Annotated in this window: 16 protein-coding genes, 5 tRNA genes and 2 other RNA genes; 19 read left to right on the top strand and 4 right to left on the bottom strand. The window is 54.6% G+C overall.

Annotated elements, in window-relative coordinates:
* Positions 1-285: 285 nt before the first annotated feature.
* The gene (locus C3F35_RS10805; protein ID WP_032615849.1) at positions 286-948 is read right to left on the bottom strand and encodes an OmpA family lipoprotein; all 663 of its coding nucleotides are present in this window, start codon (positions 946-948) and stop codon (positions 286-288) included.
* Positions 949-1,164: 216 nt separating this feature from the next.
* Between C3F35_RS10805 and C3F35_RS10800 the strand changes: the two genes are divergently transcribed.
* Positions 1,165-3,444: a molybdopterin guanine dinucleotide-containing S/N-oxide reductase gene (locus tag C3F35_RS10800; RefSeq protein WP_233211683.1), complete on the top strand. Its 2,280-nt coding sequence runs from the start codon at positions 1,165-1,167 to the stop codon at positions 3,442-3,444.
* Here C3F35_RS10800 and C3F35_RS10795 read toward each other — a convergent pair.
* Entirely contained in the window at positions 3,407-3,853 is a 447-nt protein-coding gene (locus tag C3F35_RS10795) for an N-acetyltransferase (protein WP_103793564.1), read from the bottom strand. The two genes, C3F35_RS10800 and C3F35_RS10795, sit on opposite strands and share 38 nt — an antisense overlap.
* On the bottom strand, positions 3,831-4,412 hold the full coding sequence (gene tag, locus C3F35_RS10790; protein WP_103793565.1) for a DNA-3-methyladenine glycosylase I: 582 nt from the start codon (positions 4,410-4,412) through the stop codon (positions 3,831-3,833). The genes C3F35_RS10795 and tag overlap by 23 nt, the downstream gene beginning before the upstream one ends.
* A gap of 180 nt (positions 4,413-4,592) precedes the next feature.
* On the opposite strand from tag, the gene C3F35_RS10785 reads away from it, so the two are divergent.
* The 11 genes from C3F35_RS10785 (at position 4,593) to dppF (ending at position 15,499) form a co-directional block, all read left to right on the top strand.
* Complete coding sequence (locus C3F35_RS10785) at positions 4,593-5,294, top strand: autotransporter domain-containing protein (protein WP_032615858.1); 702 nt, start codon at positions 4,593-4,595, stop codon at positions 5,292-5,294.
* Positions 5,295-5,488: 194 nt separating this feature from the next.
* A complete protein-coding gene (locus C3F35_RS10780; protein WP_032615860.1) occupies positions 5,489-6,691 on the top strand; it encodes an L-lactate MFS transporter in 1,203 nt (400 codons plus the stop codon).
* Positions 6,692-6,956: 265 nt separating this feature from the next.
* A complete protein-coding gene (eptB, locus tag C3F35_RS10775; protein ID WP_032615862.1) occupies positions 6,957-8,648 on the top strand; it encodes a kdo(2)-lipid A phosphoethanolamine 7''-transferase in 1,692 nt (563 codons plus the stop codon).
* Positions 8,649-8,739: 91 nt separating this feature from the next.
* Positions 8,740-8,816, top strand: a tRNA-Pro gene (locus C3F35_RS10770).
* A gap of 35 nt (positions 8,817-8,851) precedes the next feature.
* Positions 8,852-8,983, top strand: a non-coding RNA gene (locus C3F35_RS10765) — RtT sRNA.
* A 34-nt stretch (positions 8,984-9,017) separates the two neighbouring features.
* A non-coding RNA gene (locus C3F35_RS10760) (RtT sRNA) lies at positions 9,018-9,149 on the top strand.
* A gap of 645 nt (positions 9,150-9,794) precedes the next feature.
* Positions 9,795-11,402 (top strand): dipeptide ABC transporter periplasmic-binding protein DppA, encoded by a 1,608-nt coding sequence (dppA, locus tag C3F35_RS10745; RefSeq protein WP_032615864.1) that lies wholly within the window; start codon positions 9,795-9,797, stop codon positions 11,400-11,402.
* 161 nt (positions 11,403-11,563) lie between these two features.
* Complete coding sequence (gene dppB / locus C3F35_RS10740; RefSeq protein ID WP_032615866.1) at positions 11,564-12,583, top strand: dipeptide ABC transporter permease DppB; 1,020 nt, start codon at positions 11,564-11,566, stop codon at positions 12,581-12,583.
* Positions 12,584-12,592: 9 nt separating this feature from the next.
* Entirely contained in the window at positions 12,593-13,495 is a 903-nt protein-coding gene (dppC, locus tag C3F35_RS10735) for a dipeptide ABC transporter permease DppC (protein WP_103793566.1), read from the top strand.
* Positions 13,496-13,505: 10 nt separating this feature from the next.
* Positions 13,506-14,489: a dipeptide ABC transporter ATP-binding protein gene (gene dppD, locus C3F35_RS10730; protein WP_032615870.1), complete on the top strand. Its 984-nt coding sequence runs from the start codon at positions 13,506-13,508 to the stop codon at positions 14,487-14,489.
* On the top strand, positions 14,486-15,499 hold the full coding sequence (gene dppF / locus C3F35_RS10725) for a dipeptide ABC transporter ATP-binding subunit DppF (RefSeq protein ID WP_059308972.1): 1,014 nt from the start codon (positions 14,486-14,488) through the stop codon (positions 15,497-15,499). Before dppD ends, dppF begins: the two co-directional genes overlap by 4 nt.
* A gap of 77 nt (positions 15,500-15,576) precedes the next feature.
* Here the strand turns inward: dppF and coaA are convergent, their stop codons facing one another.
* The gene (coaA, locus tag C3F35_RS10720; protein WP_103793567.1) at positions 15,577-16,527 is read right to left on the bottom strand and encodes a type I pantothenate kinase; all 951 of its coding nucleotides are present in this window, start codon (positions 16,525-16,527) and stop codon (positions 15,577-15,579) included.
* 337 nt (positions 16,528-16,864) lie between these two features.
* Between coaA and C3F35_RS10715 the strand changes: the two genes are divergently transcribed.
* The 7 genes from C3F35_RS10715 to nusG all read left to right on the top strand — a co-directional run bounded on the left by C3F35_RS10715 (position 16,865) and on the right by nusG (position 19,771).
* A tRNA-Thr gene (locus C3F35_RS10715) sits at positions 16,865-16,940 on the top strand.
* Between the two features lie 8 nt (positions 16,941-16,948).
* Positions 16,949-17,033 (top strand) — tRNA-Tyr (locus tag C3F35_RS10710).
* A gap of 117 nt (positions 17,034-17,150) precedes the next feature.
* Positions 17,151-17,225 (top strand) — tRNA-Gly (locus C3F35_RS10705).
* Between the two features lie 6 nt (positions 17,226-17,231).
* Positions 17,232-17,307 (top strand) — tRNA-Thr (locus C3F35_RS10700).
* A gap of 118 nt (positions 17,308-17,425) precedes the next feature.
* Positions 17,426-18,610 (top strand): elongation factor Tu, encoded by a 1,185-nt coding sequence (gene tuf / locus C3F35_RS10695; RefSeq protein WP_059307073.1) that lies wholly within the window; start codon positions 17,426-17,428, stop codon positions 18,608-18,610.
* Between the two features lie 230 nt (positions 18,611-18,840).
* Entirely contained in the window at positions 18,841-19,224 is a 384-nt protein-coding gene (gene secE, locus C3F35_RS10690; RefSeq protein ID WP_003862342.1) for a preprotein translocase subunit SecE, read from the top strand.
* Between the two features lies 1 nt (position 19,225).
* Positions 19,226-19,771 carry a transcription termination/antitermination protein NusG gene (nusG, locus tag C3F35_RS10685; protein WP_003862341.1) on the top strand — a complete coding sequence of 182 codons (546 nt, stop codon included), beginning with the start codon at positions 19,226-19,228 and terminating at the stop codon, positions 19,769-19,771.
* The last annotated feature ends 104 nt before the right edge of the window (positions 19,772-19,875 follow it).

Genomic DNA, 19,875 nt, shown 5'->3' with positions numbered 1-19,875 from the left:
TTGGGGAGAGGGTTAGGGTGAGGGGACATCTCTGCGGCCTGATGCCCTCACCCCGGCCCTCTCCCACAGGGAGAGGGAGAAAACCATCCCGAGCACGGTCTGCTCCCTCCTCCTTTGGGGAGAATGAGAAAACCACACCGCGCACGGTCTGTCCCCTCTCCCCTTTGGGGAGAGGGTTAGGGTGAGGGGAAATCGCTACGGCCTGATGCCCTCACTCCGTCCCTCTCCCACGAGGAGAGGGTGCAAACATTAAAAACGGCAACCAGGTTGCCGTTTTGCTTTTACTTACTGCACCGGGCTTAAGGTGATCTCAACGCGACGGTTCTGCGCTTTGCCTTCTGCCGTGCTGTTGCTGGCGATCGGATTGGCCGGACCCATGCCGCTGGTGCGAATGCGATTTGCCGCGACGCTCTGAGTGATCAGCGCGCTGGCTACCGCGTCGGCACGCTGCTGGGAGAGACGCATGTTCAGATCCTGGCTGCCGGTGCTGTCGGTATAACCCAGCACGTTCACCGCGGTTTTTTCATACTCTTTCAGCACCATCGCCACGCCGGTCAGGGTGTTGGCACCCTCGGGTTTCAGCGTCGCGCTATTGCTGTCGAAGGTCACGTTGTTCGGCATGTTCAGAATGATGTTATCGCCACTGCGGGTGACGCTTACGCCGGTCCCTTTCATTTTGTCGCGCAGCTTCGCTTCCTGCACGTCCATGTAATAACCTGCACCGCCGCCCAGCGCTGCGCCTGCTGCGGCACCAATCAGGGCACCTTTGCCGCGATCTTTTTTCGAGGAGGAGAGGACGCCTACGCCTGCCCCAACCAGGGAGCCGATACCCGCGCCAATGCCTGATTTACCCGCTTCGCGTTCGCCGGTGTAAGGGTTGGTGGTGCAGCCTGAAACAACCAGTGCGCCGCTGACTACGGCGGCAATCATAAGTGCGCTTTTTTTCATCTTCTTTCCTTAAGCTTTTTTATTCTTTGCCACGACGGGCGTGGCGGTTGATTATGACGTGCAGTTACGGAGAAAATTCCGGGGATAACTCTTAAATTTGTGTCAAACCATAAACAGCCTCAATGAAGGCTGAAAAAACCTGCAACCGGCAATCCAGGAGCACACGCTGTGACCACTTCTACAAAAACCATTCTGACGGCAGCCCACTGGGGGCCCATGCTGGTCGAAACCGACGGCGACAAGGTGTTGTCATCCCGTGGCGCGTTGCCGACGCAGCACCCCAACTCCTTGCAAACCGCGGTGCGCGACCAGGTGCACAGTAAAACTCGTGTGCGCTGGCCGATGGTGCGTAAGGGCTTTCTGGCGTCACCCGAAAATCCACAGGGGGTGCGTGGGCAGGATGAATTTGTGCGCGTCAGCTGGGATCAGGCGCTGGATCTCATCGATGCGCAGCATAAACGTATACGCGAGAGTTATGGCCCGTCGTCGATATTTGCCGGTTCGTACGGCTGGCGCTCAAACGGCGTGCTGCACAAGGCGGCGACCCTGCTTCAGCGCTATATGAGCCTGGCGGGCGGCTACACCGGCCATCTGGGGGATTACTCTACCGGGGCGGCGCAGGCCATCATGCCCTATGTGGTGGGTGGCAACGAGGTGTACCAGCAGCAGACCAGCTGGCCGCTGGTACTGGAGCACAGCGAGGTGGTGGTGCTGTGGAGCGCTAACCCGCTCAATACCCTGAAAATTGCCTGGAACGCCAGCGACGAGCAGGGCATCCCCTATTTTGATGCGTTGCGTAAAAGTGGCAAACGCCTGATCTGTATCGATCCGATGCGCTCCGAAACCATGGATTTCTTTGGCGAGAGTGCCGAGTGGATCGCCCCGCATATGGGCACCGATGTGGCGATGATGCTGGGTATTGCCCATACGCTGGTGGAGAATGGCTGGCAGGATGAAGCCTTCCTTGCGCGTTGCACCAGCGGCTACGAGACATTTGCCGACTACCTTCTGGGCGCGACGGACGGCATCGCCAAAACCGCCGAGTGGGCTGCTGAGATTTGCGGGGTTCCGGCGGAGAAGATCCGCGAACTGGCGGCATTATTCCATAACAACACCACCATGCTGATGTCCGGCTGGGGTATGCAGCGCCAGCAGTTTGGCGAGCAGAAGCACTGGATGCTGGTCACCCTCGCGGCGATGCTCGGCCAGATCGGTACCCCGGGCGGCGGCTTTGGTCTTTCATACCACTTTGCCAACGGCGGTAACCCGACCCGGCGCGCGGCGGTGCTGGCTTCCATGCAGGGGTCGGTCAAAGGCGGTACGGATGCGGTGGATAAAATCCCGGTCGCCCGTATTGTCGAGGCGCTGGAAAACCCGGGTGGCTTCTATCAGCACAACGGTCTGGATCGCCACTTCCCGGATATTCGCTTCGTCTGGTGGGCGGGCGGAGCCAACTTTACCCATCACCAGGACACTAATCGCCTGATCCGCGCCTGGCAAAAGCCGGAGCTGGTGGTGATCTCTGAGTGCTTCTGGACCGCGGCGGCGAAGCATGCCGATATTGTACTGCCGGCGACCACCTCGTTTGAACGTAATGACATGACCATGACCGGCGATTACAGCAACCAGCATATGGTGCCGATGAAGCGGGTCGTGCCGCCGCGCGATGAAGCGCGTGATGATCTGGAGGTGTTTGCCGAGCTGAGCGAGCGCTGGGAGCAGGGCGGGGGCGAGCGCTTTACCGAAGGCAAAACCGATCTGGAGTGGCTGGAGACCTTCTATCAGATCGCCGGGCAGCGTGGCGCGGCACAGGGGGTGACGTTAGCGCCCTTTGACGAGTTCTGGGAGGCCAACGCCATTGTCGAAATGCCAGCGTCCGACGAGAACGCGAAGTTTGTGCGTTTCGCCGATTTCCGTCGCGATCCCGAGAATCATCCGTTGAAAACCGAGAGCGGTAAAATTGTCATTCATTCTGAGCGCATCGCCAGCTTCAACTATGCCGACTGTCCACCGCACCCGATGTGGCTGGAGCCGGACGAGTGGCAGGGTAATGCCGAGCCGGATCAGCTGCAGGTGCTCTCTGCTCATCCGGCGCACCGTCTGCACAGCCAGCTGAACTACTCCTCTCTGCGCGATCAGTATGCGGTGGCCGGGCGCGAGCCGGTGACATTACATCCGGATGATGCGAAAGCGCGCGGCATTGCCGATGGCGACGTGGTGCGCGTCTGGAACCATCGCGGCCAGGTGCTGGCCGGAGCGGTGGTGAGCGACGGCATCAAGCCGGGAGTGATCTGTATTCATCAGGGGGCATGGCCGGATCTGGATGCTGAGAATGGCGGAATTTGTAAGAACGGGGCGGTCAACGTGCTGACCAAAGATCTCCCCAGCTCGAAGCTGGGGAATGGCTGTGCGGGGAATACCGCGCTGGCGTGGCTGGAAAAATATCAAGGGCCGACGCTTACGCTGACGGCGTTTGATCCGCCTGCCAGCTCATAAGCCAGGTCGGGTGTTGGGTATCTTCCTGCCAGGCGCTGTCTTCAATACGAAAGCCCTGAGCATGGTAGAAATTCACCGCCCGGCTGTTCTTCTGGTAAACCTCCAGGCTTAACGACGGGTAGCGCTGCTGCACATGGTGGATCAGCGCGTGCCCGATCCCCTGTCCGGCATAAGCCGGGTCGACAAACAGCGCGCCGACATAGGCTGACTGCATCACACTGATAAAGCCGCAAAGCTGGCCTTTCTCTTCCCATACCCAGGTCTCTGCTGATGGCAGGTAGACCTCCCGTACCACCGGCTCGCTCTCCTGCCAGTACTGCGCATCAATAAATGGATGGGCCACGGTGGTGCTCTCCAGCCAGAGAGCCAGCAGTGGTTCGACATCGTCATTGAGCCATTTGCGGATCATCTTGACCTCCTGGATGGCAGTGGCAGGACGTGACGTGATCGTTAACCAGCCCGCAGGCCTGCATAAAGGAGTAACAGATGGTGGTGCCGACGAACTTGAAGCCACGCTTTTTCAGCGCCTTCGACAGGGCATCTGACGCGGGCGTAGAAGTGGGGATCCCGGCGAGTGTCGCCGCCTGGGTCACCTGTGGGGTGTTATCGACAAAGGACCAGACGAAATCGCAGAACTGCTCGCCATTCTCCTCCATCGCTAAATAGGCCCGGGCGTTGCCAATAATGGCTTCGATTTTGCCGCGATGGCGAATGATCCCCGCATCCAGTACTAACCTGTCGACGTCGGCGGTGGTCATCCCGGCGACAAGGACCGGATCGAACTGGTGGAAGGCGCGGCGGTAGTTTTCCCGTTTTTTAAGCACGGTGATCCAGGATAACCCGGCCTGCTGGCCCTCAAGGCAGATCATCTCAAACAAATTCTTTCCGTCAGTTTCCGGCACGCCCCACTCTGTATCGTGATAGGCGATGTAGAGTGGATCCTGGCTAACCCAGCCACAACGTTGCATCGGTTGTCTCCCTTTTTGCTCCTGAAATTTCAAAAATTTCAATCGGCCCGGCTTGACGTGTCATCTAAAGAGACAATAGTTAATACAGGCTGATACGCAACATTCTTCATGTAACCGCGTAGCCTCACTATAAACAATCACAAATATCGCCGAATTCGGCTCTTCTCTGGAGTCGCTTTGATGATTATAAAAAAAATAAGTGGCCGCCATGCCGTAGGCCTGGTGAGTTTCGTGGCCTGTCTGCTGACAGGCAACACAGCAAATGCCTGGCAACAGGAATATATCGTTTCAGATACGAAAAGTAATACCACTGAGCGTTATACATGGGATGACGATCACCCACCGCGTTATGAAGATATTTTAAAAGAGCGGATCCTCTCTTCACAAAATATGCCCGGACTGGCGCTGACGTTGCCCGATACGTCACCGACGGACGCCACCAGCACGATGAGCGTGGGCTGGAGTATTCCCATTATCCGCCGTGTCACCACCGGACCGGTTGCCGCCTGGCATTACGACGGCTCCACGCCCAATATGTATAACGAGTTTGGTGATAGCGTGAATACCCAATCGCTGACCGACCCGCTGTGGCACGCCAGCGTCAGCACCCTGGGCTGGCGCGTCGATACGCGGCTGGGCGATGTGCGACCCTGGGCGCAGATTAGCTATAACCAGCAGTTCGGTGATAATCAATGGAAGACGCAATCCGGGCTGGGGCGACTGACGCCGTCAACGCAGTACGGCAACTGGATGGATGTTACCGTTGGGGCCGATATGCTGATTAACCCCCATATGGCCGCCTATGCGTCAATGTCGCAGGCCGAGAATATGTCCACCGGGGAAGATTATCTCTATACGCTTGGTGTCAGCGCCAGGTTCTGAATACAGCGCATGAATGACCTGGTTTCCTCTTCTCTGGGGCGGGTATAGGCAGTCGTCCAGGTCATTCATTCCTGATTTTAGGCATTTCATTCCCGCCTCTCTGCACTTCATGCCGTTTTACCCCTGCTCATGTAGGGTTTTGGTTATCGTTGTCAGCAGTGAATTTCCCTTTTTTCTGCTGCAGGACAACTGCCATGAATACACCCTCTTATAATCGCACCCGCTGGCTGACCCTTATCGGTACCATCGTGACCCAATTTGCGCTGGGTTCAGTCTATACCTGGAGCCTGTTTAACAGCGCGCTTTCCGACAAACTCAATGCTCCGGTCAGCCAGGTGGCATTCTCCTTTGGTTTGCTGAGCCTGGGTCTGGCGCTCTCTTCCTCCGTGGCCGGTAAATTGCAGGAACGCTTCGGCGTGAAGCGCGTCACTATGGCCTCCGGGATTTTGCTGGGGGTCGGCTTCTTCCTGACCGCACACTCCAACAACCTGATGATGCTATGGCTAAGCGCCGGGGTGCTGGTGGGGCTGGCGGATGGCGCGGGCTATCTGTTAACCCTGTCGAACTGCGTGAAATGGTTCCCGGAACGTAAAGGGTTAATCTCCGCCTTTGCCATTGGTTCTTATGGTCTCGGCAGCCTGGGCTTTAAATTTATCGACAGCCACCTGTTGGCCACCGTCGGTCTGGAAAAAACCTTCATGATCTGGGGCGCTATCGTGCTGGTGATGATCCTGTTTGGGGCCACACTGATGAAAGATGCGCCGCAGCAGCAGGTGCAGACGGTCAACGGTGTTGTGGAGAACGACTTTACGCTGGCTCAGTCAATGCGTAAGCCACAGTACTGGATGCTGGCGGTAATGTTCCTGACTGCCTGTATGAGTGGCCTGTATGTTATTGGCGTGGCAAAAGATATTGCCCAGGGAATGGTGAAACTGGATGCCGCAACGGCGGCTAACGCAGTGACCATTATCTCTATCGCCAACCTCTCTGGCCGCCTGGTGCTGGGGATCCTGTCTGATAAAATCGCCCGCATCCGCGTGATCACTATCGGCCAGGTGGTGTCGCTGGTAGGGATGGCAGCGCTGTTATTCGCGCCGCTTAATGAAGTGACCTTCTTCGCCGCCATCGCCTGTGTTGCCTTTAACTTCGGCGGGACTATTACTGTCTTCCCATCACTGGTCAGTGAATTCTTCGGCCTGAATAACCTGGCAAAAAACTACGGCGTTATTTATTTAGGCTTTGGTATCGGCAGTATTTGCGGTTCGCTTATCGCTTCGCTGTTTGGCGGCTTTTATGTCACCTTCTGCGTTATATTCGCCTTACTTATCCTTTCCCTGGCGCTTTCCACTACTATTCGCCAGCCGCAGCGCGAAGTATTTAAACAAGCGCATGCCTGATTAAACCTCACCCTAAGGGCCGGATATTCCGGCCTTTTTTGTTTCTGCAAGACGTTACGAACACGTCATGAGTATGTCATCGGACTTGTTTTTTTGTAAATATTTGCAGGGATCACATTCTCTGTTGCCACTTTTCCTTTTCCCTGTGGTCTACTTACCGCGCTTAAAGACGTTTCCGATAACTGTCCCTGAGCAGTCAATTATCTTGTTTACTTTTTAACCAAAAGTGAAACGGTTTTACTTTACCTTTTTCCAGGTTGCATTAATGAAATATATCAAAGCGATGACGCAACAAAAGCTCAGCTTTTTGCTCGCGTTGTACATCGGTCTGTTTATGAATGGCGCGGTTTTTTTCCGTCGGTTTGATGGTTATGCGCAAGACTTTACCGCCTGGAAAGGAATCGCTGCGGTCGTTGAACTGGTTGCCACTGTACTGGTTACCTTCTTTTTGCTGCGTCTGCTGTCGTTGTTTGGACGGCGTATCTGGCGCGTACTCGCCACGCTGGTGGTGTTGTGCTCGGCGGGTGCCAGCTATTACATGACATTTATGAACGTGGTGATTGGCTACGGCATTATTGCCTCGGTCATGACCACGGATATCGACCTCTCGAAAGAGGTGGTCGGTTTGCACTTTATTCTCTGGCTGGTTTGCGTCAGCGTTCTGCCGCTGCTGCTTATCTGGAACAACCGCTGCCGCTATACGTTATTGCGCCAACTGCGTACGCCAGGGCAGCGCATCCGAAGCGCCGCGGTGGTGGTGCTGGCAGGATTAATGGTCTGGGGGCCAATTCGCCTGCTTGACCTGCAACAGAAAAACGTTGAGCGTACCTCCGGCGTGGATATGCCGAGCTACGGCGGTGTGGTGGCGAACTCGTATCTGCCATCCAACTGGATCTCTGCGCTGGGGTTATACGCCTGGGCGCAGGTGGATGAGTCCTCCGATAATAAATCGCTGATGAACCCGGCGAAGAAATTCACCTATCAGGCGCCGTCTGACATCGATGATACCTATGTGGTCTTCATTATTGGTGAAACCACGCGCTGGGATCATATGGGTATGCTGGGCTATGAGCGGGATACCACACCGAAGCTGGCGCAGGAGAAAAACCTTGTCGCCTTCCGCGGTACTTCCTGTGATACCGCCACCAAGCTCTCGTTGCGCTGCATGTTCGTGCGTGAAGGTGGCGCAAGCGATAACCCACAGCGGACCCTGAAAGAGCAGAACGTCTTCTCGGTACTGCGTCAGCTTGGCTTTAGCTCTGACCTCTACGCGATGCAGAGCGAGATGTGGTTCTACAGCAACACCATGGCCAACAATATCGCCTACCGCGAGCAGATTGGCGCCGAACCGCGTAACCGCGGTAAGAGCGTGGACGACATGCTGCTGATCGACGAGATGCAGCGCTCTCTGCAGAACAATGAGAACGGTAAACACCTGATCATCCTGCATACCAAAGGGTCGCACTTTAACTACACCCAGCGTTATCCACGCAGCTTTGCTAAATGGACGCCGGAGTGTAAGGGCGTGGATAAAGACTGCAGCAAAGCGCAGCTGATCAACTCTTATGACAACACGGTGACCTATGTAGATCACTTTATCGACAGCGTGATTGATCAGGTGCGCGATAAAAAAGCCATCGTCTTCTACGCTGCCGACCACGGTGAGTCGATTAACGAGAAAGAGCATTTGCACGGTACGCCGCGCAAGATGGCACCACCGGAGCAGTTCCGTGTGCCAATGATGGTGTGGATGTCCGACAAGTATCTGGAGAACCCGGATAAAGCCAAAATGTTTGCTCATCTTAAAGAGCAGGCGGAAATGAAAGTGGCGCATCGTCATGTGGAGCTGTACGACACTATTCTCGGTTGCCTCGGTTATACATCGCCAGACGGCGGGATTAACGAGAATAACAACTGGTGTAAAGTGCCTGACGGCGCGGCAAAAGCCGCAAAATAACTGGTCTGGCGACTTTATAGCCGATCGAAAGGCTTTTGCTAAATAAGGGATTGACGGAGGCAGAGCGTAGCAGTAAGATGCGCTCCGCATTCGGCGAGTAGCGCAGCTTGGTAGCGCAACTGGTTTGGGACCAGTGGGTCGGAGGTTCGAATCCTCTCTCGCCGACCACATTCGAAAACCCCGCTCATTTGAGCGGGGTTTTTTGCATCTGAAGGTTATGAGGATGAGAACCTCCGGGGAAGGAGATTCGACTCGAGCAAAGCGAGAGAACGTTGCTTCAGCAACGGCCCGCAGGGCGAGTCACGAAGTGACGAGTAGTCCTCTCTCGCCGACCACATTCGAAACCCCGCTCATTTGAGCGGGGTTTTTTGCATCTGAAGGTTATAAGGATGAGAGCCTCCGGGGAAGGAGGTTCGACTCGAGCGAAGCGAGAGAACGTTGCTTCAGCAATGGCCCGCAGGGCGAGTCACGAAGTGACGAGTAATCCTCTCTCGCCGACCACATTCGAAAACCCCGCTCATTTGAGCAGGATTCTTTGCATTTATCGCCCGCAGAAATGAATGCTTCGCAAGACTTACTCCGCATAATTCCACAAAATACGCCTTACCTCTGTTTAGCCCTGCCTGTTAACGTATTTGTGACATATTCCATTGTATTTTTTTATCTTTGGATTGATCTTTTTTCGCGTTGCTTATGGATAACCTCAGCATTTTCCCCTGTGCGTTTTAACGTTCATGGCATTTAGTGCGCAGATAATCGCCATTCTGAAAGAAAATTTACCCTGGTTGAATAAATGTTAATCACTGGTTGTAGCAGATTGCATAGAGAGTTGTGCTGCATCATGGCGGGTAGCATAAATTTCCCTGCTGAAAATACGCCCCGGTAGTTTTTTTAATCTTTGTTTGCCAATTCTCACACTTAGCGTAAATCCCCGTCACCTGTATTGACGTTTTCACATTCTGTTGACAGATTGTAGGGCACGAGGGGCAATTCAGGGAGGATCTGCGCTGCAACTCAGTCGCTATTCTGAAAGGAATCTCCATCCCTTATTACGCCTCAGGGCAACACCGACCGGACCGGGTAAAAAACAAATTAAAGGTCAGGCGGAGTAACACAACAAAAACATCACATTGGAGCAGAATAACAATGAGTATTTCCTTGAAGAAGTCAGGGATGCTGAAGCTTGGTCTGAGCCTGGTGGCTATGACCGTCGCAGCAGGCGTACAGGCAAAAACCCTGGTCTACTGTTCTGAAGGCTCGCCGGAAGGCTTTAACCCACAGCTCTTTACCTCTGGTACGACGTACGACGCAAGCTCTGTACCAATCTATAACCGTCTGGTTGAATTCAAAACCGGTACCACGGAAGTTATTCCAGGTCTGGCAGAGAAATGGGAAGTCAGCGAAGACGGTAAGACCTATACCTTCCACCTGCGCCAGGGCGTGAAGTGGCAGGACAGCAAAGACTTCAAACCTACGCGCGATCTGAATGCAGACGACGTGGTGTTCTCCTTCGATCGTCAGAAGAATGCTCAGAACCCATACCATAAAGTCTCTGGCGGCAGCTATGAGTACTTCGAAGGGATGGGCCTGCCAGACCTGATCAGCGAAATCAAAAAAGTGGACGACAATACCGTTCAGTTTGTACTGACGCGTCCAGAAGCACCGTTCCTGGCTGACCTGGCCATGGACTTCGCCTCTATTCTGTCAAAAGAATATGCCGACAACATGCTGAAAGCCGGCACGCCGGAGAAAGTGGACCTGAACCCGGTTGGTACCGGTCCGTTCCAGCTGCTGCAGTACCAGAAAGACTCCCGTATTCTGTATAAAGCGTTCGAAGGTTACTGGGGCACCAAGCCGCAGATCGACCGTCTGGTCTTCTCCATCACGCCTGACGCTTCCGTACGTTACGCTAAGCTGCAGAAGAACGAATGCCAGGTGATGCCGTACCCGAACCCGGCTGACATCGCGCGCATGAAGCAGGACAAAAACATCAATCTGATGGAGCAGGCTGGCCTGAACGTGGGCTATCTCTCCTTCAATACCGAGAAGAAACCGTTTGATGACGTGAAAGTGCGTCAGGCGCTGACTTACGCGGTGAACAAAGAAGCGATCATCAAGGCGGTTTATCAGGGCGCTGGCGTTGCCGCGAAGAACCTGATCCCACCAACAATGTGGGGCTACAACGACGACGTTAAGGATTACACCTACGACGTTGAGAAAGCGAAAGCACTGCTGAAAGAAGCGGGCCAGGATAAAGGCTTTACCGTTGAACTGTGGGCAATGCCTGTACAGCGTCCTTACAACCCGAACGCGCGCCGTATGGCCGAGATGGTTCAGGCTGACTGGGCGAAAATCGGCGTTCAGGCCAAGATCGTCACTTACGAGTGGGGCGAGTACCTGAAACGTGCTAAAGCAGGTGAGCACCAGGCCGTCATGATGGGCTGGACCGGCGACAACGGGGATCCAGATAACTTCTTCGCGACCCTGTTCAGCTGCGCAGCGGCGAAAGACGGTTCTAACTACTCTCGCTGGTGCTACAAGCCGTTTGAAGACCTGATTCAGCCAGCGCGTGCTGCAGAAGATCACAACAAGCGTATCGAACTGTACAAACAGGCTCAGGTTGTTATGCATGACCAGGCGCCAGCACTGATCGTCGCTCACTCAACCGTATACGAACCAGTACGCAAAGAAGTGAAAGGCTATGTGGTTGATCCACTGGGCAAACACCACTTCGAAAACGTTTCTGTTGAATAATAAGTAGGGTGTTCTCCCTCTCCTTTTGGGAGAGGGCAGGGGTGAGGGGCGTGCATGCACCCCCTCACCCTAATCCTCTCCGTCACGGAGAGGGAATTTACATTTGTGAGCAATACAGACGTCGCGCCCTCCCGCGTACGTCATTAGAGAGAATCCGGGTTATGTTGCAGTTCATCCTCCGACGTCTGGGACTAGTTATCCCCACGTTTATCGGTATCACCCTTCTCACCTTTGCCTTTGTCCATATGATCCCCGGTGACCCGGTAATGATTATGGCGGGCGAGCGTGGAATTTCTCCTGAACGTCATGCACAACTGTTGGCCGAACTGGGGCTGGATCAGCCTATGTGGCAGCAGTATCTCCACTATATCTGGGGTGTGATGCACGGTGATTTGGGTATTTCGCTGAAAAGCCGTCTGCCGGTGTGGGAAGAGTTCGTGCCGCGCTTCCAGGCAACGCTTGAGCTTGGTGTCTGCGCCATGATTTTTGCCGTCGCCGTGGGTATTCCGGTGGGCGTGCTGGCTGCGGTGAAACGCGGCTCCATCTTTGATCATACTGCCGTTGGCCTGGCGCTGACCGGCTACTCCATGCCTATCTTCTGGTGGGGCATGATGCTGATCATGCTGGTATCGGTGCAGCTTAACCTGACGCCCGTCTCGGGACGCGTCAGCGATATGGTCTTCCTCGATGATACTAACCCGCTGACCGGCTTTATGCTGATCGACACGGCTATCTGGGGCGAAGAGGGCAACTTTATTGATGCGCTGGCGCACATGATCCTGCCTGCCATGGTGCTCGGTACGATCCCGCTGGCGGTTATCGTGCGTATGACCCGTTCGTCAATGCTTGAAGTACTGGGCGAGGATTACATCCGTACCGCCCGTGCCAAAGGCCTGACCCGCATGCGGGTGATCATCGTTCATGCCTTGCGTAACGCCATGCTGCCGGTGGTGACCGTTATTGGTCTGCAGGTGGGGACGCTGCTGGCAGGGGCAATCCTGACCGAAACCATCTTCTCCTGGCCGGGACTGGGCCGCTGGCTGATTGACGCGCTGCAACGCCGTGATTACCCGGTGGTGCAGGGCGGTGTACTGCTGGTGGCGACGATGATTATCCTCGTCAACCTGCTGGTCGATTTGCTGTACGGCGTGGTGAACCCGCGTATTCGTCATAAGAAGTAAGGGGCCATCATGTCACAAGTTTCTGAAAATAAAGTGGTCGCAGCACCGGTGCCAATGACGCCGCTGCAGGAGTTCTGGCACTACTTCAAACGCAATAAAGGCGCGGTAGTGGGATTGATGTACGTTACCATCATGATCATTATCGCGGTGTTTGCGAACTTTCTTGCACCTCATAACCCGGCGGATCAGTTCCGCGACATGCTGCTGGCACCGCCAGCCTGGCAGGAAGGCGGAACATTCGCTCACCTGCTGGGTACCGACGATGTCGGTCGCGATGTGCTGTCCCGTCTGATGTACGGTGCGCGTCTGTCCCTGCTGGTCGGCTGTCTGGTGGTCGTGCTTTCGCTGATCCTCGGGGTTGTCCTCGGCCTGATCGCAGGTTACTTCGGCGGGCTGGTTGATAACATTATTATGCGTGTTGTCGACATCATGCTTGCCCTGCCGAGCCTGCTGCTGGCGCTGGTGCTGGTGGCCATCTTCGGTCCGTCGATCGGCAACGCCGCCCTGGCCCTGACGTTCGTGGCGCTTCCTCACTATGTGCGATTAACGCGCGCGGCAGTGCTGGTGGAAGTGAACCGCGATTATGTCACCGCGTCTCGCGTGGCGGGTGCGGGCGCGATGCGTCAGATGTTCGTCAACATTCTTCCAAACTGCCTTGCGCCGCTGATTGTTCAGGCGTCGCTTGGTTTCTCAAACGCCATTCTCGATATGGCTGCTCTTGGCTTCCTTGGCATGGGTGCGCAACCGCCAACACCGGAGTGGGGCACCATGCTCTCCGACGTGTTGCAGTTCGCGCAGAGCGCCTGGTGGGTCGTGACCTTCCCGGGTCTGGCGATCCTGCTGACGGTGCTGGCATTTAACCTGATGGGTGATGGTCTGCGTGATGCACTTGATCCCAAACTGAAGCAGTAAGAGGCACGAGATGGCGTTATTAAATGTAGATAAATTATCGGTGCACTTCGGTGACGTAGGCTCCGAGTTTCGCGCCGTAGATCGGGTTAGCTACAGCGTAAATCAGGGTGAAGTCGTTGGCATCGTGGGTGAGTCAGGTTCCGGTAAATCGGTCAGCTCACTGGCGATCATGGGTCTGATTGATTACCCGGGCCGCGTAATGGCGGAAAGCCTGGAGTTCAACGGTCAGGATCTGAAGCGCATTTCAGAAAAAGAGCGCCGCAACCTGGTCGGTGCCGAAGTGGCGATGATCTTCCAGGATCCGATGACCAGCCTCAACCCGTGTTACACCGTCGGTTTCCAGATTATGGAAGCGATTAAGGTGCACCAGGGTGGGAATAAGCAAACCCGTCGTCAGCGGGCAATCGATCTGCTGAACCAGGTCGGTATTCCTGACCCGGCCTCGCGTCTGGATGTTTATCCGCACCAGCTCTCCGGCGGGATGAGCCAGCGCGTGATGATCGCCATGGCGATTGCCTGTCGTCCGAAGTTGCTGATTGCCGACGAACCGACAACCGCGCTGGACGTGACCATTCAGGCGCAGATCATCGAGCTGCTGCTGGAGTTGCAGCAGAAAGAGAACATGGCGCTGATCCTGATCACCCATGACCTGGCGTTAGTGGCCGAAGCCGCGCACAAAATTATCGTGATGTACGCCGGACAGGTTGTTGAAACCGGCAACTCGCACGATATCTTCCGTGCGCCGCGTCACCCCTATACCCAGGCACTGCTGCGCGCCCTGCCGGAGTTTGCCCAGGACAAAGCGCGTCTGGCGTCACTGCCGGGCGTGGTGCCGGGTAAATATGACCGTCCGACCGGCTGTCTGCTGAACCCGCGTTGCCCGTATGCCACGGACAAATGCCGCATCGATGAGCCGGAACTCTATACCCTCAGCGACGGCCGTCAGTCTAAATGTCACTACCCACTCGATGACGCCGGGAGGCCCACACTATGAGTACGCAAGAGGCCACCATGCAACAGCCACTGCTGCATGCTATCGATCTGAAAAAACACTACCCGGTGAAGAAAGGGCTGTTTGCCCCGGAACGTCTGGTTAAAGCACTGGATGGCGTCTCCTTTACCCTTGAGCGCGGTAAGACATTAGCGGTGGTGGGTGAGTCCGGGTGTGGGAAATCCACACTGGGCCGCCTGCTGACCATGATTGAAACCCCGACCGGTGGCGAGCTGTATTATCAGGGCCAGGATCTGCTGAAGCACGATCCCGACGCGCAGAAACTGCGTCGCCAGAAAATCCAGATTGTCTTCCAGAACCCGTATGGCTCGCTGAACCCGCGCAAGAAAGTGGGGCAGATTCTGGAAGAGCCGCTGCAAATCAACTCTACGCTAAGCAAAGAGCAGCGTCGTGAGAAGGCGCTGGCGATGATGGCGAAAGTAGGGCTTAAGACTGAGCACTACGATCGTTACCCGCATATGTTCTCCGGCGGCCAGCGTCAGCGTATTGCTATCGCCCGTGGTCTGATGCTTGACCCGGATGTGGTGATCGCCGATGAACCGGTCTCCGCGCTGGACGTGTCCGTCCGTGCGCAGGTGCTGAACCTGATGATGGATCTGCAGCAGGATTTAGGCCTGTCGTATGTCTTCATCTCTCATGACCTGTCGGTAGTGGAACACATCGCGGATGAAGTGATGGTGATGTATCTGGGACGCTGCGTGGAGAAGGGGACGAAAGACCAGATCTTTAATAACCCTCGTCACCCTTATACCCAGGCATTGCTCTCTGCGACACCGCGCCTGAACCCGGATGAGCGCCGGGAGCGTATTAAGTTAACGGGTGAGCTGCCAAGCCCGCTTAACCCGCCTCCGGGCTGTGCTTTCAATGCCCGCTGCCGTCGTCGCTTTGGGCCATGTACCCAGTTGCAACCGCAGTTGAAAGACTACGGCGGTCAACTGGTGGCGTGCTTCGCTGTCGATCAGGATGAAAACGGCGAAAAGCCTCAGGTATAAGTCATAAAAAAACCGGCGAACTCGCCGGTTTTTTGTTTTCAGGCCCGGGCAAGCGACGTGCCGCCGGGCTTGTATCGTTACTTGCGCAGACGCACATGGTCGACAGCGTGTTTCTCACTCTTGGTGAGGATCAGGCTGGCGCGTTCCCGCGTTGGCAGGATGTTCTCTTTCAGGTTCACGTAGTTGATCTCGTTCCACAGCGAGGTCGCCACATTTACCGCTTCTGCTTCAGAAAGCTGGGCGTAGTTATGGAAGTAAGAGTCAGGATCGGTGAACGCCCCTTCGCGGAACTTCAGGAAGCGGTTGATGTACCAGTTTTGCAGCAGCGCTTCCGGCGCATCGACATAAATAGAGAAATCGACGAAGTCAGAGACAAACACATGATGCGGGTCATGCGGATAATCCATTCCACTCTGCAGAACGTTTAGTCCTTCCAGAATCAGAATATCCGGCTGTACCACCGTTTTGTCGCCGTCAGGGATGCGGTCGTAAATCAGGTGCGAGTAGACGGGGGCCGTCACGTTCGGCACGCCGGATTTCAGATCCGAAACAAACTTCACCAGACGGTGCATATCATAAGAGAGCGGGAAACCCTTCTTCTTCATCAGGCCGCGTTCTTTTAACACCTCATTCGGATGCAGAAAGCCGTCGGTAGTGATCAGCTCAACACTGCGGTGTTCAGGCCAGCGGCTCAGCAGCGCCTGCAAGACACGCGCGGTGGTGCTTTTACCCACGGCGACGCTGCCGGCAATACTAATGATATAAGGAATGCGTTGCCCGTTCGTACCGAGGAACTGCTCCAGTACGGCCTGTCGGCGGAGGTTGGAACTGATATAGAAATTCAGCAAACGCGATAGAGGCAAATATATTTCGGCCACTTCTTCAAGCGACAGGTCTTCGTTTATCCCTTTTAACCGTGCGATTTCGCCTTCCGTTAGGGTCATGGGGACGGAGTCACGCAGAGCAGCCCACTGGCTGCGGCTAAAATGGAGATAAGGCGTCATTAACGTTTGCTCTTTTTTGCTCATAAGCATGCTTGAGTGAAGCGTCTCATCCCACAGTAGGGGCTAGCCATGCGGGGTATGGCACATCACATAATAGTTAATTTTGGACAATGCGCAGGAGGGTAACACCAGATGAGCCGAATAATAAGAAAAAAAGTGGCCCAGTGTTGCGTTAAGCGGGAATGGTCACAGACAGTGTCTGCGACCTTTTGCAGTCAGTAAATGATGAATATTTGCGCGCATTTGCTTAGAAATACAGCGTTATTCTCTCTTCTCGCACAAAATGTGAGCGAAAGAACGATTTATGCAAATTTTTAGTTGCATGAACCTGCGGGTCTCCCTAAAATGCGCGCTACTTGATGCCGACTTAGCTCAGTAGGTAGAGCAACTGACTTGTAATCAGTAGGTCACCAGTTCGATTCCGGTAGTCGGCACCATCAAGTTCGGTGGGGTTCCCGAGCGGCCAAAGGGAGCAGACTGTAAATCTGCCGTCACAGACTTCGAAGGTTCGAATCCTTCCCCCACCACCACTTTCTGGCAGCGTTAACGCCGCCGGAGCTGGTTGGAAAAATTAACCAGCTCGAACTTAAAAAGAGAGAAATCTCTTTTTTTGTTACAGAAAGAACTGGGTAGCCGAGTTTCAGGATGCGGGCATCGTATAATGGCTATTACCTCAGCCTTCCAAGCTGATGATGCGGGTTCGATTCCCGCTGCCCGCTCCAATACGTGCTGATATGGCTCAGTTGGTAGAGCGCACCCTTGGTAAGGGTGAGGTCCCCAGTTCGACTCTGGGTATCAGCACCACTTCACTTCTCCCTCCCGTTTCTCTCTGTTTCAATGTAAATGAATTCAACAGTTCAGGCATTTCGCCTGGTTGATGTGGTGATATCACCGATTTATCCGTGTCTTAGAGGGACAATCGATGTCTAAAGAAAAGTTTGAACGTACAAAACCGCACGTTAACGTCGGTACTATCGGCCACGTTGACCATGGTAAAACAACGCTGACCGCTGCAATCACTACCGTTCTGGCAAAAACCTACGGTGGTTCTGCTCGTGCATTCGACCAGATCGATAACGCACCAGAAGAAAAAGCTCGTGGTATCACCATCAACACTTCTCACGTTGAATATGACACCCCGACTCGCCACTACGCACACGTAGACTGCCCGGGCCACGCCGACTATGTTAAAAACATGATCACCGGTGCTGCGCAGATGGACGGCGCGATCCTGGTTGTTGCTGCGACTGACGGCCCAATGCCTCAGACCCGTGAGCACATCCTGCTGGGTCGTCAGGTAGGCGTTCCTTTCATCATCGTGTTCCTGAACAAATGCGACATGGTTGATGACGAAGAGCTGCTGGAACTGGTTGAGATGGAAGTTCGTGAACTCCTGTCCCAGTACGACTTCCCGGGCGACGACACCCCAATCGTTCGTGGTTCTGCGCTGAAAGCGCTGGAAGGCGAAGCAGAGTGGGAAGAGAAAATCATCGAGCTGGCTGGCTACCTGGATTCCTACATCCCAGAGCCAGAGCGTGCGATTGACAAGCCGTTCCTGCTGCCTATCGAAGACGTATTCTCCATCTCCGGTCGTGGTACCGTTGTTACCGGTCGTGTAGAGCGCGGTATCATCAAGGTTGGCGAAGAAGTTGAAATCGTTGGTATCAAGGACACTGCTAAGTCTACCTGTACCGGCGTTGAAATGTTCCGCAAACTGCTGGACGAAGGCCGTGCCGGTGAGAACGTTGGTGTTCTGCTGCGTGGTATCAAACGTGAAGAAATCGAACGTGGTCAGGTTCTGGCTAAGCCAGGCTCCATCAAGCCGCACACCAAGTTCGAATCTGAAGTGTACATCCTGTCCAAAGACGAAGGCGGCCGTCATACTCCGTTCTTCAAAGGCTACCGTCCACAGTTCTACTTCCGTACGACTGACGTGACCGGTACCATCGAACTGCCAGAAGGCGTTGAGATGGTAATGCCAGGCGACAACATCAAGATGGTTGTTACCCTGATCCACCCAATCGCAATGGACGATGGTCTGCGCTTCGCAATCCGCGAAGGCGGCCGTACCGTTGGCGCGGGTGTTGTTGCTAAAGTTCTCGGCTAATTGCTGATAACATTTGACGCAATGCGCATGAAAAGGGCATCATTTGATGCCCTTTTTGCACGCTTTCGAAACAGAACCTGGCTCATCAGTGATTTTATTTGTCATAATCATTGCTGAGACAGGCTCTGAAGAGGGCGTTTTAGTCCGAAACGCAACAGAGCATTTCGGTTTGGTTCGCCTCGCTATCGCGGGGTGAAAATGTTTGTAGAATACTTCTGACAGGTTGGTTTATGAGTGCGAATACCGAAGCTCAAGGGAGCGGGCGCGGCCTGGAAGCGATGAAATGGGTAGTAGTAGCCGTATTGTTGATCGTAGCAATCGTTGGCAACTACCTTTATCGCGACATGATGCTGCCGCTACGCGCGCTGGCAGTGGTAATTCTGATTGCTGCAGCGGGTGGTGTCGCGCTGTTGACGACCAAAGGTAAAGCGACTGTCGCTTTTGCCCGCGAAGCGAGAACCGAAGTCCGTAAGGTCATTTGGCCGACTCGCCAGGAAACATTGCACACCACGCTGATTGTAGCTGCGGTTACCGCTGTAATGTCACTGATCCTGTGGGGACTGGATGGTATTCTGGTTCGCCTGGTATCCTTTATCACTGGCCTGAGGTTCTGAGATGTCTGAAGCCCCTAAAAAGCGCTGGTACGTCGTTCAGGCGTTTTCCGGTTTTGAAGGCCGCGTAGCAACGTCGCTGCGTGAGCATATCAAATTACATAATATGGAAGAGTTGTTTGGTGAAGTTATGGTTCCGACCGAAGAAGTGGTCGAGATCCGTGGCGGCCAGCGTCGCAAAAGCGAACGCAAATTCTTCCCGGGTTACGTGCTTGTTCAGATGGTGATGAACGATGCAAGCTGGCACTTAGTGCGCAGCGTACCGCGCGTAATGGGCTTTATCGGCGGCACGTCTGACCGTCCGGCGCCAATCAGCGATAAAGAAGTTGATGCGATTATGAACCGCCTGCAGCAGGTTGGTGATAAGCCGCGTCCGAAAACGCTGTTTGAACCGGGTGAAATGGTTCGTGTTAATGACGGTCCGTTTGCTGACTTTAACGGCGTGGTTGAAGAAGTGGACTACGAGAAGTCCCGCCTGAAAGTTTCCGTTTCTATCTTCGGTCGTGCGACCCCGGTAGAACTGGACTTTGCCCAGGTAGAAAAAGCCTAAGCAGCGATCAAAAAAGCGACGATTTAATCGTTGCACAGGGCGCGAGATTGGAATACAATTTCGCGCCTTTTGTTTTTATGGGTCTCGGCCCGTAAAACGATTTT

Source organism: Leclercia sp. LSNIH3, from assembly GCF_002935105.1.
Classification (GTDB): domain Bacteria; phylum Pseudomonadota; class Gammaproteobacteria; order Enterobacterales; family Enterobacteriaceae; genus Enterobacter; species Enterobacter adecarboxylatus.
Note: the sequence above shows the minus strand (reverse complement) of the source record. Positions and strands in the feature narration are given on the sequence as shown.